Here is a 14,715-nt window from a genome sequence, read left to right on the forward strand (position 1 = left end):
TGTACATATAGGAGGATATATATGAAACCCGATTTTTTACAAGCTGTAAATGAGGCTATCGGTAAGGTTGAGCATCTCCACATTGAAGAAAGCGGAGCAGATAGTTTACTAATTCATCATGATGATGTGAGACAGTTAAAACAGGTTGCCGAAACGTTAGAAAATAACAATTTTCATTCTGTAATGAGACAAAATGGAAATGCCTCTTTTATTGAAGTTTTAAACAGATGAAAAAAGTTCGGTATATGACCGGACTTTTTTCAAATCGAAATTTGAAATTCTTTTACATACACTGCAGTTCCAGAAATCTCAATTTGTAGGGACTCATCTTCCTGCTTCTTTGTTACATAAACAGCGACCCGACCATCTTTATTCATTTCTTGCCCTTGTTCCACAATGAATTTCATTTCACTATTAAAATCTTTTTTCAAAAACTTAGCATAGTAAGCTCCCATTACCCCAGAAGCAGTTCCCGTCACTGGGTCTTCTATCGTTCCAGAATAAGGTGATGAAAAATGACGGCCATGCATATGTGCTGCTTCATCATACGTCTCTAAACAAAGAGGATGAATCGATGCCTTCGGTACTTCTTTTAGAATAGATGGAAACTCTTCATTATTTGGTTTCATTCTTTGAAAAGCATCCAACGTTTTAATTGGAACTAATAAAGTCCAAATTCCAGTACTCCCATACACAATTGGTAGCGTTTCATCTAAATCATTTCCATGAAGTCCAATGCTGTGCGCTAACTCTTCAATGGAACCATCAAACTTTTGAAACTGTGGCGCCGTTTGTCTCATTTTAATAAATGATTCTCTATTTTCATCTATATCTATTTGTACTGGTAAAACACCCGCTTTCGTTTCGATTGTGAGATTTCGTTTCCCCTTCAGTAGCCCTCTTTCGTGAAGTGCAAATATAGTTCCCACTGTCGCATGTCCGCAAAGATTCATTTCATGCCCTGGTGTAAAATAACGGATCCTTATATCCGCTACATTCGAAGGAAGCACAAAAGACGTTTCGTTAAATCCTACCTTTTTTGCAATAAGCTGCATTTCATCATTAGTTAATCCTTCTGCATCTATTACAAGCCCAGCTGGATTTCCCATATTTGGCTTTGTACTAAATGCATCATAATGGAAAACTTTTATTTCCTTCATTTTCTCATCTCCTGAATTTATTTAAATATTTTGCAATACAATTCCGTTTCTGTCCTTATAGAGCATCCGTTTTTCCAAAAAACCTTTTGCATTTTTTCATTTGTCATATGAGTACTTCCAATATAATAAGTAGCCCCCATCTGTTCTAACATGTATAAAGATTGAAGATGGATATGAGCACTAAGTCCTTTTCCACGTTCCTCCGGCAATAGTCCAAAATAAAATAATCGACCTTCATTCTTCGTACCAGGTTCAATATGAGGAATGGATATTCCAATCGGTTGCTCTTTATCATAAAAAGCAATACATGATTTTTCCCACCCCTTACCTAATTCTGCTTGTATAGCATGAAAATGTTCATTAATGTTAAGACTTGATGATTTGTTGTCCGAATCTGACATACATCGTTCCCAAAGCGACTTAAATTCCTCTTCAGACAACGTCCCTACGTCTATAGAGCGAAAATCATACTGTTTTTCTAGAGTTACGCTATCCGAAAGCTTACGAAACACCTCTATTTTCGCTGCATAAAGCTCAAAGCCAAATTCACGTAACACTTTTGCACTCAGAGTATAACTGTTGAAACTTTTATCTAGTAAAATGCTTGCTCTTTTTACATTCCAATTTGAACAAAGCTCTTCAAACTTTTTTATCTGCTCTTTATAATTTTGAGCATCATAAAAAGAATCTTCATCCATTTCTTCAATTGTTACTGCATTTGGCAAACCATTTAATACTTTTTTCGAGGGGCCAAATATGTTTTGAATAGTTGTAAGATTGTACATTGTGTTCACCTTTCTATACAAAAATTGAAACTACCAATCTAACTCTCCTAAAGATGGATCAAACCTCTTCAGGACGATTTTTATAATAAATTAAATAATCAGTCCATTTTCCGTTATCAAGAGAAAACGCTTTTCTTGTACATTCAAAAACGAATCCTGCTCTTTCCGCCAGACGAATCGATGGCTCGTTATCAACATTTATATGCAGTTCAATGCGATGGAATTTAAGATGATCAAAGAATAAGTCCATAGCGACCCGTACACTTTCTAAGCCATAGCCCTTTTTCCAATACTGATTGTGAATCGAATACCCCATCATCGCCCATTGATAATCCATTCGTAAAATTGTAATAAGCTCAACTTTACCAACATTCGCACCATCTTCTTTACGAAACACTCCTAACACATACATTTCATCTCGTTTTGCTGATTCATCAAAGCCACGTATCCATTCGGTAAACCATTCTTTTGTTGAATACGCCATATCTTGATAACCATCATCATACTTATACTGAGATGGTAAACGATTGTGGAAACCTTCATACCAACTTATATAATCTTCTTTTAGAACAGGACGGATCATAAGCCTTTCGGTTTCTACTTGTAACAATGGCTGTTTCAATTTTTATCTCTTCCTTTATACTCAAAGACTGAAATTTACGAATCATACTTCCCGCCAAATAATTTATATTATTAGAATTTTCTTTATCATTTTAAATGAAATACAGAATTTAGTAAATTAATAAATATATTCATCATTTCTTGTTCACTTCCCATTATCCCCCCCCCCATTCTAACCGCTAAACCCTGTACAGGGTTAGCAAGAATAGATTCACTAGTTTGTTGTTCTATTTCTAGTAAAGATCAAAAGGTACGAATAGAATAATTATGATGTTACATAGCATATATATAGTCTAGTTGCCTTAACTATAACTAAACAGAAAGCCATGACCGTAACATTCAAATACTTGTCTATTCCCTTTCAAATGTTACTAATATAGGGATTTCCTGTTTAAAAGGAGATGATTGAATGAGGTTAAACCATTTAAATCTATGTGTTGATGATTTATCAGAAGCTAGACATTTCTTTGAGACATTTTTTGATTTTCAATTTTTAGAACAAAAAGGAAAGGCTCTTGTAGTAATGAGTGATGAGAATGGATTTATTCTCGTGTTAAGTGATCCAAAAGCATTCAAAGGGCAAAAGGCTGTTAGATATCCTGAAGCTTTTCATATTGGATTTTTAGTGGAAACTTCAAGTGAAGTTGATCAAGCATATAATCGCTTAGTAGCTGGAGGCATTGAAATAGACAAGGAACCTTATACAATGAGAGGTAGTAGTTATGGGTTTTATTTTACAGTATTTAATGGTTTATTAATTGAAGTTTCTTGCCTTGACTATAAAGATGGTAAGAAAGTTTCAAAACCCACTAACACATCTCTTACATAACAACTTTCAACCGAACAAGTCATATCTCATATGAATTAGTCATGAAAAAGGGCCCTCTTTTTTCTATCCGGCGATTTTTTATATTGGAATCCATTCTGTTCAAACTTTATTTCAAACCAATAAAAATATCCCGATACCTATAAAGGATCGGGATATTTTTAAATCATATATAAAGATTACTTTTATTCATAATATAGTTAATATACTCAGCTGCACTTCTTTCGATATCTTCATCCTTTAGTTGGTATTCTGCTCCATACAACGTAAATGTTGGTATGAACTTCATTCCTGTGTATAGACAAGTTGCCTGAAATGGTTTTGTTAGTTCGTTCATTGTAAACCCATCTTTATACTGCGTTTCTAATCCCCCTATAGAAATCGCCAAACCAAATTCTTTATTACGTACTTTATCCCCTGTAGAACCATATGCAAAACCGTACGTCAGCACATCATCAAACCACTTTTTTAATAATGGTGGTGAACTATACCAATAGAACGGAAATTGAAATATATAACGATCGTGTTCTAATAATAGTCTTTGTTCATAATCAACATCGAATTCCCAATTGGGAGCTGCTTTATACAATTCATGTACTGTTATCTCATTAGAATATTTCTCCAGTTCTTCTATCCATCTTTTATTAATTCTTGATTTTTCAATATCTGGATGTGCTACAATTACAAGTGTTTTCATAAATTCCCTTCCCCCTTATAAATAAATGAAATCCTTTAGTATTAGTATGTATTAGTTACATATAATTGAAAAGTACGTACTTTCAGGTGCTATAGGAACCTCAAAGTACCTATGGAGGTGTAATATGAAGATGAATCAGAACTTCCCTATCGCTACTACCCTTGAAGTCATCGGAGGAAAATGGAAGAGTAGTATTTTATGCATTCTCATGAACGGAAAGCAGCGGACACACGAACTGAAACGTGCGATCCCAGATATTACACAAAAAGTTCTAACGCAACAATTGCGACAACTTGAAGCTGATGGGATTATCCATCGTACTGTATATCAAGAAGTTCCACCAAGAGTTGAATACACAATAAGCGAATACGGAAAATCTTTAATTCAAATTATGAATGAACTGTGTGAATGGGGAAAAGATCATCAAGTCAAAAGATTATCAAAATAAAAGAACCCTGCAAAGGGTTCTTTTCTATCACTCTTTCAATTTCTCTATTTTATTTGTAATAACTCTAACGTATGAGAAAGCAAACTTTTATCTCCTACATCTCCATGCCCTGGTATAACTGATTTTATATTTTCATATCGATTCATCACATTTCCGACTGAATATACCTATTCATCTACGTATGCATCCGCAACATTTCCTAAATCTTTCGCACCTGCTGGTTTTACTAAACAACCTCCAAAAAGAATATTATATTGAGGGAGCCATACTGTTATATTGTCTTCCTCCTAATAAAGCTATGCATACAAAAATTAACAAAAACTAACGGGATCTTCTTATCTTCATACTTTTCTAATCGTACAATTACATAATTTATTCACTCTTGAAATGTGCTATTTGTTCAATAGAACACCTACAATTATTCTAATATCTGCGATGTAGCATAAAAAAAGAACTTGGTGTTTCCCAAGTTCTTTCTCCTCTTTACTCATTAAAGATAAATTCTTTAAACTTCTCTACACTCTCAAAATAATAATCTGATTCCTCTTCCATTCGCTTTCTGATTTTCGGAATATGATGCGACCAACCAGCTGCTGCAAATGTAACGTTGCAGCTCTTTGCCATTTCCAATGCTGGCTTCAAGTCATCTAATACGATGACTTCATCTTCATGTAGATGAAACATAGACAAAATCTTTTTCACTGGATACGGATGTGGCTTTCTCTGATTTTCTTCTAACTCCCATCCAAACACTGCATCTGGGACAAATCCACAATGCTTTTCATAATCCCTCTTAATGCGACTACTTTCAGAGTGAGAAACAACCGTTACAATTCCACCCTGTCTCTTGAACTCCCGTACCAATTCAGGAAACCCTTCATAAAAGTCTGGAATTTTCGATTCGGTGTATTTTTTCCAAACTTTTTGTTGGTGCTCTTGCTCTTCTGGTGTAAAACGAATAATATCTTTACATAAACTCAAAAAACCAGGATGAAAACAATTTGAAACAAACTCTTCTAATGATAATGGCGTTTCATTAGGTCTTAAATCTTTTAAAGCTTCTACAAATGATGGATAATGTATATCCGGTGTACTTTTCACTGCTGTATCGTCATGATCTAATATTAAGCATTTATATTTCAAATTCATTTTCTTCCTCCATCACAATCCTACCTATTGCATTCCTTTCTCTATTATCTCATGTTAGCGTCATACCATCCACACTTTCTATCTTTACCACTCTCTATCTCGATTGATTTCCATCTTTTCCTGAAATGCTTCCTCTAAATCAATTTCTAATTTATTCGCTAAATCACACACATTCCAAATTACATCAAACATTTCTAAGCCTATTTCTCTTTTGGTATCCTTACCTTCACTATGCTTTATAATTGCCTCTGTTAATTCTCCTAATTCCGCCATTAAGTACATTGTACGCCTCTCAATCGTTGCATCAGCAAACCCTTTTTCTTTACTAAAGTTTGATACATATTGCTGAAATTCAGAAAGCTTCATTTTATATTCCCCTTCTCTTTTTATAAATTTCTTCTATCAATCTTTTATCTTCTTTATATTTACAACGATTCGGTTGTCCTTCTGCACGATGGATTCTCAAATCATTTAACTCATACACGACCGAATATAATGTCCCAAAATTATATTTTTTCAGATTCAAACATACATGCTCTTTACTATTCGATAAAATATCCTGTACACTTTCTCGATTTAACTGTGAATTCTTTCTTAACTGTTTTTCCATATAGGTATATCTATCTTGAGATTTACTCCAATCATTATCGATATTTTGTTGTAAGGCAATCATTTCTTTACTTACAAAATGATTCGTACAAATGATAAACTCTTCATTCTTTCCTGGTCTTCGTACAAACATGTTATGTGGCGCTTTTTCTACTACTGCTATATTCCCAGATTGATCTGCTAATAAGTAGTTATTACAGATTGAGGACGGGAATTCCCTTAAAATATGTATTGCCTCTTCTGTCGTACTTGCATTTTCTAATATTTTGCGAACTGCCACATAAAAATTCAACCCCACTTCATTATTTTCACTTTGTACGAGGGTAATAGCTACTGCTAATCCTTTTTCATTCATCCCATCTACTTTCCCTAAAAATACATCAGAATGTCCAATGTACGAATATTTATCGTTAGGACAAACGAGAGAACTCTCCGTATATTTTTTCATATCTAAAATCAAATCATAGTTTCTTCCCATAATAACTTCTGAACCGTTATAAAATGCAAATATACTACATTGCGCTTCTGGCTCAAATACACCTATACTCAATATAAAAGAACTTACCTCTTCATACGTTGCATGACACCCTTCAGCAAATCCTTTCATTTCTTCTATTAATTCTGGATAAAAATCTTTTAATAGCACATGACTTTGTTTCCCAAAAGCTAATTTTTCTTTTGAAACCTTTGGAAACCGAAATCCATTTTTATATAAAATACTTGCATAGTGTTTTCCCATCTCATAATGTGTTCCGCGTAGCCTTGGATGATACATATAATCCTCTCCTTTTCTCTTACTAATGCTAGGATATACCCTCCTGTAGCAGGAGGATCAATTAAGAATAGACTGGAAAACACACTTTCGTGATAAATTGTAACGGATTATGTTTGGATGCAGGCCGAATGTTTTTATAATCGATTTGTTCAGTAAACACACCCTGTTCATACACTTCAAAAGGTGAATCCCTTACTACATATCCCTTTTCCTCAATGAAATTCATTATTTTTTCATATGCGATTCTTAATTCCGAATATGGTCCCTTTACAATCACGCAAATATGTTTTCCCCCTTCTAAACAACGGACATTTGAAAGTGTATCATCGCACTCTTTTATAGGTACACAAACTTCTAAATCTATTGGTGCATTCCCTTTATAAAATTGGTGAAAAACTGTCATCATTTTCCCATCTACTTCTATCCCATATGCATATAACCTTTCAAACAATTTTTTTACAACAAAATCGATTTCTCGTATACATATTTTTTCACGAACACCGTAAATCCATTGTCTTTCTCTTATTTCTTCGAAGTATTCTGTTATATTTGAAACAGTTACAAATGGCTCATTTCTATTCAAATCATCAATGGATTGATCCATTGCCTCTAGAGTTTGCCGCATCTTTATCATTTTCCTCTCTAGTTGTAGAGCCTTTTCTCTCAATCGATTCTCTAATTCTCTATTATCATGACTTTCTAAAACTCTCTTTATTTCCTGTAATGAAAAACCAAACATTTTTAACTTTTTTATGTATTGTAAAGTTTTTATTTGCTCATAATCATAATATCGATACCCTGTTACAGAATCAGTATGCAAAGGTTTTACAAGATGAATTGCATCATAGTGATGTAACGTTTTAATAGATACACCACATATTGTTGAAAACTGTCCAACTGTATACATGTACGATCCCAGCCTTTATTTTCAATTTTTTCCTACTTAATTCATATTTTACTATAGAAAACATTCGTTTCAGACAAATAAAAAACGAGTTTGTATACAACTCGTTTTTTACACCACTTATTCTAATCATTTAAATATTTGTACGAGGCTCCTCAAATCTCTCCTTACTCTTCCAATTAAACAAACTTTCAGCCTTAGTTTGCTGCCCTGGCTTCACAAATAACATCGCTCCCATTGCTATAGCGGCCAAAATGGCAGCTACGATAAACATAGAAGGATAGCCATAACTTACAACTAAGTATCCAGTTAAGGTCGGGGCTAAGATTGTCGCGATATTCGCAATAAAATGCATAATTCCACTATAGGTTCCTGCTTGAACAGGAGCTGTGTCGACAATGATTGCCCAAAATAATGAACTTGGTAAAAAAGCAAATGCATTCCCAAGTGACATAGGTGCTAATACAGCTACATAATTATCCATCGCTGGAATGAAACTAAAGCAAACCGCTGTAAGGAATAAAGCGATAATCGGCAATCCTGTTCGAGCTAAACGAAGATTTCCTGTTTTACGTAAAATACGATCGGATAGCTTCGCCCCTAACGGTAATGTAATACAAGCTCCAAGCCAAGGTATCATGCCAAGATACCAAAGAGAAGATAATTGAAAATGGAATACATCTTGCAGATATTTCGGTGTCCAAGTTAATATTAAGAAATTGATATATTGAAAGCAAAAATACGCTAACGTAACCATGACGAATGTCGGAACTTTAAAAAAAGAATACCACGGCTCTTTTTGGATCCCTTTCTCTACTTTTACTGATTGAAGCACACCTTCAGAGCTACGAATTTCAGCTAGTTCTTCTTTCGTCACTCGCGGATGATCTTCAGGCATATTTGTAAAAGTAAAATACCAAATAATCGCCCATACAATCCCAATTGCACCAAGGATGAAAAACATCATTTTCCAACTTGTAAAAGAGAGTAACATAACCGCTACTGGTGCAGTTAATACTGCGCCTAACGGAACACCAACAAAACCAAGGGATGTTAGAAAAGCTCTTTCTTTTGGCGCTGCCCAGTTTGCTGCTGTCTTATTCGAAACCACGAAAGATGGACCTTCTGTGAATCCAAATAAAACTCGGAACAGAGCAAATCCTGCTAAAGCAGAGCCTCCAAAAACAGCCATCCCTATTTCTCCAGCAAAAGCGGTCGCAATTTCAAAAATAGACCAAGCGGTTGCTGCTACAATCCATACAAACTTTGGTCCTTTTTTATCCGAAAAAATACCTCCTAATAAAGAACCAAGCATGTAACCGTAACCAAAATAACCTAATATAGCTCCCCATTCTTTCGGGTCAAATCCATATTCTTTTATAATAAAAGACTGTGCATAAGCAATGGCCCCACGATCAATATAATTCACCATCGTAATTAACGTAAGCATCGCAAAAACATAATAGCGGAATTTATTCTTCATCAAACTCCTCACTCCCCCTCGTATACTTTTGTTTTTCTCTCTAATCCTTTAATAAAATGACATGAACCTTTCCAGGACCATGAACTCCAAAAGCTAATTCCATTTCAATATCACCCGTCCGGCTTGGACCAGTTATAAAATTAATACAAGCAGGTAATCCATTTGGAACGTGTTCATGCACTGCAGTCACTCCTTCTGTCAAACGTCTATAAATTGTATGTTCCGAAAGGATCACTACATAAACTGGCGGCAAAACACTAACTAAACGTCCACGCCCACCACCATTCCACAAAACAACTGTTCCAGTTTCAGCTAGCCCCATTTCGGCATATGTAATTCCCATATCAACTCGAGCTACATAGTCTCGTAGTTCTCTTTCATCTTCTTTATTCTGCCAAATTCGATAAGAAACGAAATTTTTTGTTAAATACTTTCCTATTTCAAGCTGGTGTAATCTATCATCATCCCAGTACACCGCAGATTGAACATCAAATTTTCCTGCAACGTACTGAAGGGCATTCTCTATTTCTGAGCGGTATATATGACTTACTTCTGTATGTAATGCATTCAAGTTTGCAATAAACTGTTCTACTAAACTCTCGTGATCTATCTCTTTAGAAAAATACCTAAGTGGATCGTTATTCCACTTAGGAGGAGTTATCCCGGAGCGACGATTTCGCCCTAGTTTACGTGCGATATTGTTTAAAAAAGATTCTTGTACATCCGTCATGTTATGAATCCCTCTTTTCTTTTTCCCACCAATCTCGGAATGATTGTTTCGCAGGTTTTGGAAAATCTCTGCTTTCTGTCCACCCTTTTAATGGACCAGGGCCATTCGCAATATAACCATCTTTTGCAAATATCGATAAACCAGTGCGAGCCATTTTAACGGCTTTCTCGTAAACAAAAGGATGACTCGCCATAAACGCAAAACCTTTAAAGGCCAGTTGCTCAAATTTCGTTACAAATCCTTGTTCCACCTCACCTTTACGATGCTCAATGAGAAGGTCATGTAATGGAATTTTCACCGGGCAAACATCTGTACATGCGCCGCACAAACTTGATGCAAAAGGCAATTCTTTTAATTCCTCATACCCTTCTAATAAAGGAGCTAGTACCGCACCAATTGGTCCGCTATAAGTACTTCCATACGCATGTCCTCCAATATTACGATATACAGGACAAACATTCACACACGCTCCGCACCGAATACACTTCAACACTTCTTGATAAGCGGTTCCTAAAATATTAGAACGACCATTATCTAAAATGATTAAATGAAATTCTTCAGGTCCATCCATATCTTCAGGTAAGCGAGGCCCATTAATTCCCGTTACATAAGATGTAATTTTTTGACCGGTAGCACTTCTAGTTAACATCGAAACGACAACATCAAGATCTTGCCATGTCGGAACAAGGCGCTCCATTCCCATAATAGCAATATGAACTTTTGGCAATGTAGTGGTAAGGCGAGCATTTCCTTCATTACTTATTAGAACAACGGATCCAGATTCTGCCACAGCAAAATTACAACCTGAGATACCAATATCAGCCTCTAAAAATTCTTTACGCAATTGCTCCCGAGCAAATTGTAGTAATTGATTTGTATCAACTGGTATTTCCCTTCCAGCCTCCTTAGAAAAAAGCTCTGCTACTTGTTCCTTCGTCTTATGAATAGCTGGAGCAATTAAATGTGATGGAGCTTCTCCCGCTAATTGAATGATATACTCTCCGAGATCGGACTCTACCACTTTTATCCCCATTTCTTCTAAGTTTTTATTGAGATGTATTTCTTCCGAAACCATGGACTTCGATTTAATAATTGTTTTTGCTCCTTTTTTTCTCGCGATTTCAGAAACATACAATACGGCATCTTCTGCTTTGAAAGCAAAATGGACATGCCCCCCATTTCCCCGAACATTTGTAGCTAATTGTTCCAAATAACTATCTAAATTTTCAATTGTATGCATCCGAATTTCAGATGCTGCTTCACGCCATTCCTCGAGATTTCCTAATTCATGTGTAGCTTGTTCCCGTCCCATCCGAAGCCTATCTTGTGTAAATGGAACCGCACTTCTCATCTGCGAATCGTGTATGGCTTTATCTACTCTTTCCAAAAATTCTAATTCTCCCACTACACTCATTTGTTCAGCTCCTTCGCCAGTACTTCTGCTATATGTAACACTTGAATGTCTTTATTTTTTCTGCGTAGCCGCCCTCCAATATTCATAAGACATCCCATATCTGCCCCGATTAAGAGATTGGCTTCTGCTGCCTCAATATGTTTTATCTTTTCATCAACCATTGTTTCAGAAATCGGGCTCATTTTCACTGCAAAAGTACCACCAAAACCGCAGCAATCTTGGCAATATGGTAATTCTTTTACGTCTAGGCCTTCTACTTGTGATAGTAACTTAAGTGGTTCATCTTTTATCCCAAGTCCGCGACTCATATGACACGATTGATGAAAAACTGCTGCCCTAGCTAGCTTAGATTTTAAATTACTTGTTCGGAGTACATTCATTAAAAAATCCGTCAGCTCATACGTCCTATCCACTAAACGAACTGCTTTTTCATACCATTCACTATCATCTTTAAACATTTCTTTATAATAATGATGAATCATGCTAGCACAAGATCCTGAAGGGGTCACAATATATTCACTATGCTCAAATGCTTTTATCATTTGTTTCGCTGCCGCTTTAGCTTCTTTTTGATATCCACTATTGTAGGCAGGTTGCCCGCAGCAAGTTTGTCCTTCAGGAAAATCTACTTCTACTCCACATTGCTCCATAATTTCCACAACACTCTTACCTACTTGAGGAAAAAACACATCGGATAAACACGTAATGAATAACGAAACTTTCATAAACATTTCCTCCTCAGAACGATACACTCTACTTTCAAGTTATTAATCTACCGAAAAATATTTTTAATTTTTAGAATTTTCTATATTTAATTTGTTTTATTTATGATATCATGTGACGTATTATATAAAAACTATTTATAAGGTTGTTTTTGTATATAAAAAAGGTATAGAAAGAGGATTGGAAATGGATATAAGACAACTTCGTTACTTTATTGTAATCGCCGAAGAAAGACAGCTTACCCGTGCTGCTCATCGACTTCATATGGCACAGCCACCTCTAAGTAGACAACTATCGTTACTAGAACAAGAATTATCAGTAAGCCTCTTTGAAAGAAACGGTCGAAATATGCATTTAACTGAAGAAGGTAAAATATTATATAGGAAAGCAAAAAGTATTATCCAACAATTAGAGGAAACAATTACAGAGATTAAAGATACCGGTGAAGGATTACGAGGAAATCTGTCTATTGGCGCATTTCATTCGTGCATTCCTTTTTTATCTGAAAAAATCCGCTATTTTCAAGAGAACTATCCAAATGTAAACTTAAAAATATGGGAAGGTGGTCCTTTATACTTAATAGAGCAATTAGAAAATCGGAATATTGAACTCGCTGTCTTACGTACCCCTTTTAATAAGAAGGCTTTTTCTAGTATTTGTGTATCAAAGGAGCCATTCGTATTAGTCATACCTGCAAAATGGGAGCTTCATCATTCAAATCTTCCAATCTCCATAACTAAACTAGATCATATCCCCCTCTTACTTTTACATAAAGATAAAGAAGACAGTTACCATCAGCTCGTCATTGATGAATGCAGTCGTCATGGTATAAAATTAAATATAGCATGTGAATGTCCCGACTCTGCATTTGTACTTATGCTCATCATGGCTGGGATCGGAGCCTCGATTCTACCTAAAAGTGCTGTATCTTATATCCCGCAAGAATTTATCAGAATAGTAGATTTAATAGATTTCCCATTCCAATCTGAATCATCAATAATATGGTTGAAAGATCGGAAACTCTCTAACAGTGCTAGACGATTTATAGAATGCACATAAAGTGAAACTTTAATCAGTGGGGGTTTTCTCCATCCCCCACTGATTATTAGTTGAACCAATCGGGCTTTTACGAACAGTTCATCCCCCACCTAACTTCTTCGCTTCCGCTGAATTTTGAGGTGGGAGTGTTACTGTCCGTTAATGCGGGATAAGAATGATTTCGGAGGTGTAATCATGGCCCTCTTCGCTTCTCCATCATTATGTATCATCGCTATAATTTCTTTCGCATTATCTTACTTTGTAGGAGTAAAACAGTATACTTGGCTCTTATCTGGATTTAACGAAAAGCGTGTACAAGATAAGCAAAAACTAGCAAACATAGTTGGGCTTTATAACTTAGCAGCTGGTGTCATTGCGGCAATTAGTAGCGTCTTCACTACGCCCAACATACAAATTATTGTTCCTATTATTATCGTTGGACATGTTGTATTAGCAGCTTATGTGAACACAAGAATGGTTCACTAATCCTTCTAAAAAGAAGGCTCTGTTAAGGGGAAATGGTGAACAAAGCATTTAATAACTTATTAAAGCATATGGACAAACTATCTCAAACGAAAAAAGAGCAAGCTGTTCAATGAGAGAAACACTCTGTTGAACCTACATCCTCTGTTGGTGGTCGTCTAATCAATGAAATGAGAAAAACGTATGCCGGTTTACGCTTATCAAAATTCAATATGTAGTCCTTATTGAACTAACAGTCGGAATGGTTGAACACCGTTCGATATTGTTGCAATATTCAGATTAAACCTGGCCGTAACAGTATTTAAACTTCAGGGAGGAGATTTATATGTCTTTAAAAGTCGGAGATATAATTACGTTTGAACGAACTTTTACAGTAAAAGATGTTGAATTATTTACAGAGGTTTCAGGTGATGAAGGGATTCACCATATAACCCCAGATGAACAGGGAAGACTTGTAACTCAAGGGTTACTAACGGCAACTCTACCAACGAAAATAGGTGGAGATAATAACGTACTGGCTCGTACTATGAATTTTGAGTTTTTAAGACCTGTATTTACAGGGGATACAATAATTTGTGAAGCTAAAATTGAAAAATACGAAAGGCAAGAAAATCATAGAACAGCTATTATCGCATCCTTTTCATGTAAAAACCAGAATGAAAAAGTAGTATTAAAAGGCAACTTTTCAGGTGTAATACTGTGAATTCTTTCTACCTTCTTCAATTAACTGGAGCGTTAGAATCTGATTAGCAACATTAAAATTTAACAGAGCGAAAAAGAAAAAAGATAAGCAAATGAACTGTACCCCGAATCGTGGACACTTAAAAAAAGTCCATGCTTCGGGGTTTTTGTGTATCTTTACACTCATTC

At 35.5% G+C, this 14,715-nt stretch carries 18 protein-coding genes and 2 pseudogenes; 7 read left to right on the forward strand and 13 right to left on the reverse strand.

Annotated elements, in window-relative coordinates; genetic code table 11:
• Positions 1-21: 21 nt before the first annotated feature.
• A complete protein-coding gene (locus JDS96_RS23925) occupies positions 22-231 on the forward strand; it encodes a hypothetical protein (RefSeq protein WP_003198717.1) in 210 nt (69 codons plus the stop codon).
• Between the two features lie 29 nt (positions 232-260).
• On the opposite strand, the gene JDS96_RS23930 is transcribed toward JDS96_RS23925, so the two are convergent.
• The 3 genes from JDS96_RS23930 to JDS96_RS23940 are packed head-to-tail and all read right to left on the reverse strand — an operon-like array spanning position 261 to position 2,567.
• Complete coding sequence (locus JDS96_RS23930; RefSeq protein ID WP_199668242.1) at positions 261-1,160, reverse strand: PhzF family phenazine biosynthesis protein; 900 nt, start codon at positions 1,158-1,160, stop codon at positions 261-263.
• A 17-nt stretch (positions 1,161-1,177) separates the two neighbouring features.
• Entirely contained in the window at positions 1,178-1,945 is a 768-nt protein-coding gene (locus tag JDS96_RS23935) for a GNAT family protein (RefSeq protein WP_199668243.1), read from the reverse strand.
• 58 nt (positions 1,946-2,003) lie between these two features.
• Complete coding sequence (locus tag JDS96_RS23940; protein ID WP_199668244.1) at positions 2,004-2,567, reverse strand: GNAT family N-acetyltransferase; 564 nt, start codon at positions 2,565-2,567, stop codon at positions 2,004-2,006.
• Between the two features lie 408 nt (positions 2,568-2,975).
• On the opposite strand from JDS96_RS23940, the gene JDS96_RS23945 reads away from it, so the two are divergent.
• Positions 2,976-3,395: a VOC family protein gene (locus tag JDS96_RS23945; RefSeq protein WP_018766260.1), complete on the forward strand. Its 420-nt coding sequence runs from the start codon at positions 2,976-2,978 to the stop codon at positions 3,393-3,395.
• A 163-nt stretch (positions 3,396-3,558) separates the two neighbouring features.
• Here the strand turns inward: JDS96_RS23945 and JDS96_RS23950 are convergent, their stop codons facing one another.
• Positions 3,559-4,089 (reverse strand): NAD(P)H-dependent oxidoreductase, encoded by a 531-nt coding sequence (locus JDS96_RS23950; RefSeq protein WP_003207773.1) that lies wholly within the window; start codon positions 4,087-4,089, stop codon positions 3,559-3,561.
• A 124-nt stretch (positions 4,090-4,213) separates the two neighbouring features.
• Between JDS96_RS23950 and JDS96_RS23955 the strand changes: the two genes are divergently transcribed.
• Positions 4,214-4,537 carry a winged helix-turn-helix transcriptional regulator gene (locus tag JDS96_RS23955; RefSeq protein ID WP_003207774.1) on the forward strand — a complete coding sequence of 108 codons (324 nt, stop codon included), beginning with the start codon at positions 4,214-4,216 and terminating at the stop codon, positions 4,535-4,537.
• A gap of 44 nt (positions 4,538-4,581) precedes the next feature.
• On the opposite strand, the pseudogene JDS96_RS23960 reads toward JDS96_RS23955, so the two are convergent.
• The 9 genes and pseudogenes from JDS96_RS23960 to JDS96_RS24000 form a co-directional block, all read right to left on the reverse strand.
• Positions 4,582-4,821, reverse strand: a pseudogene (locus JDS96_RS23960) (MBL fold metallo-hydrolase); the annotation flags it as partial.
• Positions 4,822-5,020: 199 nt separating this feature from the next.
• Positions 5,021-5,686, reverse strand: a complete 666-nt coding sequence (locus JDS96_RS23965; protein ID WP_003198733.1) for an HAD family hydrolase — start codon at positions 5,684-5,686, stop codon at positions 5,021-5,023.
• An 84-nt stretch (positions 5,687-5,770) separates the two neighbouring features.
• Complete coding sequence (locus JDS96_RS23970) at positions 5,771-6,052, reverse strand: MazG nucleotide pyrophosphohydrolase domain-containing protein (protein WP_003198734.1); 282 nt, start codon at positions 6,050-6,052, stop codon at positions 5,771-5,773.
• Between the two features lies 1 nt (position 6,053).
• A complete protein-coding gene (locus JDS96_RS23975) occupies positions 6,054-7,070 on the reverse strand; it encodes a C45 family autoproteolytic acyltransferase/hydrolase (RefSeq protein WP_199668245.1) in 1,017 nt (338 codons plus the stop codon).
• 61 nt (positions 7,071-7,131) lie between these two features.
• Complete coding sequence (locus JDS96_RS23980) at positions 7,132-7,977, reverse strand: MerR family transcriptional regulator (protein ID WP_199668246.1); 846 nt, start codon at positions 7,975-7,977, stop codon at positions 7,132-7,134.
• Positions 7,978-8,107: 130 nt separating this feature from the next.
• A complete protein-coding gene (locus JDS96_RS23985; RefSeq protein WP_199668252.1) occupies positions 8,108-9,457 on the reverse strand; it encodes an MFS transporter in 1,350 nt (449 codons plus the stop codon).
• Between the two features lie 40 nt (positions 9,458-9,497).
• The gene (locus JDS96_RS23990; RefSeq protein WP_199668247.1) at positions 9,498-10,187 is read right to left on the reverse strand and encodes a LutC/YkgG family protein; all 690 of its coding nucleotides are present in this window, start codon (positions 10,185-10,187) and stop codon (positions 9,498-9,500) included.
• Position 10,188: 1 nt separating this feature from the next.
• Positions 10,189-11,601 (reverse strand): LutB/LldF family L-lactate oxidation iron-sulfur protein, encoded by a 1,413-nt coding sequence (locus JDS96_RS23995; RefSeq protein ID WP_199668248.1) that lies wholly within the window; start codon positions 11,599-11,601, stop codon positions 10,189-10,191.
• The gene (locus JDS96_RS24000) at positions 11,598-12,326 is read right to left on the reverse strand and encodes a (Fe-S)-binding protein (RefSeq protein ID WP_199668249.1); all 729 of its coding nucleotides are present in this window, start codon (positions 12,324-12,326) and stop codon (positions 11,598-11,600) included. Before JDS96_RS24000 ends, JDS96_RS23995 begins: the two co-directional genes overlap by 4 nt.
• Positions 12,327-12,510: 184 nt before the next feature.
• On the opposite strand from JDS96_RS24000, the gene JDS96_RS24005 reads away from it, so the two are divergent.
• From JDS96_RS24005 to JDS96_RS24020, 4 genes and pseudogenes are all read left to right on the forward strand, one after another.
• On the forward strand, positions 12,511-13,383 hold the full coding sequence (locus JDS96_RS24005; protein WP_098929046.1) for a LysR family transcriptional regulator: 873 nt from the start codon (positions 12,511-12,513) through the stop codon (positions 13,381-13,383).
• A 174-nt stretch (positions 13,384-13,557) separates the two neighbouring features.
• Positions 13,558-13,848 (forward strand): DUF3784 domain-containing protein, encoded by a 291-nt coding sequence (locus JDS96_RS24010; protein ID WP_098806939.1) that lies wholly within the window; start codon positions 13,558-13,560, stop codon positions 13,846-13,848.
• Between the two features lie 35 nt (positions 13,849-13,883).
• Positions 13,884-14,027, forward strand: a pseudogene (locus JDS96_RS32380) (IS1595 family transposase); the annotation flags it as partial.
• Positions 14,028-14,170: 143 nt separating this feature from the next.
• A complete protein-coding gene (locus tag JDS96_RS24020) occupies positions 14,171-14,548 on the forward strand; it encodes a hotdog domain-containing protein (RefSeq protein WP_006095250.1) in 378 nt (125 codons plus the stop codon).
• Positions 14,549-14,715 lie beyond the last annotated feature (167 nt).

Source organism: Bacillus cereus group sp. N21 (assembly GCF_016483395.1).
Lineage (GTDB): Bacteria > Bacillota > Bacilli > Bacillales > Bacillaceae_G > Bacillus_A > Bacillus_A pseudomycoides.

Coding starts and splice junctions, on each gene's coding strand:
- JDS96_RS24020 (WP_006095250.1), top strand. CDS start 14,171: ATGTCTTTAAAAGTCGGAGATATAATTACGTTTGAACGAACTTTTACA.
- JDS96_RS23950 (WP_003207773.1), bottom strand. CDS start 4,089: ATGAAAACACTTGTAATTGTAGCACATCCAGATATTGAAAAATCAAGA.
- JDS96_RS24000 (WP_199668249.1), bottom strand. CDS start 12,326: ATGAAAGTTTCGTTATTCATTACGTGTTTATCCGATGTGTTTTTTCCT.
- JDS96_RS23995 (WP_199668248.1), bottom strand. CDS start 11,601: ATGAGTGTAGTGGGAGAATTAGAATTTTTGGAAAGAGTAGATAAAGCC.
- JDS96_RS23990 (WP_199668247.1), bottom strand. CDS start 10,187: ATGACGGATGTACAAGAATCTTTTTTAAACAATATCGCACGTAAACTA.
- JDS96_RS24005 (WP_098929046.1), top strand. CDS start 12,511: ATGGATATAAGACAACTTCGTTACTTTATTGTAATCGCCGAAGAAAGA.
- JDS96_RS23980 (WP_199668246.1), bottom strand. CDS start 7,977: ATGTATACAGTTGGACAGTTTTCAACAATATGTGGTGTATCTATTAAA.
- JDS96_RS24010 (WP_098806939.1), top strand. CDS start 13,558: ATGGCCCTCTTCGCTTCTCCATCATTATGTATCATCGCTATAATTTCT.
- JDS96_RS23935 (WP_199668243.1), bottom strand. CDS start 1,945: ATGTACAATCTTACAACTATTCAAAACATATTTGGCCCCTCGAAAAAA.
- JDS96_RS23985 (WP_199668252.1), bottom strand. CDS start 9,457: ATGAAGAATAAATTCCGCTATTATGTTTTTGCGATGCTTACGTTAATT.
- JDS96_RS23930 (WP_199668242.1), bottom strand. CDS start 1,160: ATGAAGGAAATAAAAGTTTTCCATTATGATGCATTTAGTACAAAGCCA.
- JDS96_RS23965 (WP_003198733.1), bottom strand. CDS start 5,686: ATGAATTTGAAATATAAATGCTTAATATTAGATCATGACGATACAGCA.
- JDS96_RS23975 (WP_199668245.1), bottom strand. CDS start 7,070: ATGTATCATCCAAGGCTACGCGGAACACATTATGAGATGGGAAAACAC.
- JDS96_RS23970 (WP_003198734.1), bottom strand. CDS start 6,052: ATGAAGCTTTCTGAATTTCAGCAATATGTATCAAACTTTAGTAAAGAA.
- JDS96_RS23925 (WP_003198717.1), top strand. CDS start 22: ATGAAACCCGATTTTTTACAAGCTGTAAATGAGGCTATCGGTAAGGTT.
- JDS96_RS23945 (WP_018766260.1), top strand. CDS start 2,976: ATGAGGTTAAACCATTTAAATCTATGTGTTGATGATTTATCAGAAGCT.
- JDS96_RS23955 (WP_003207774.1), top strand. CDS start 4,214: ATGAAGATGAATCAGAACTTCCCTATCGCTACTACCCTTGAAGTCATC.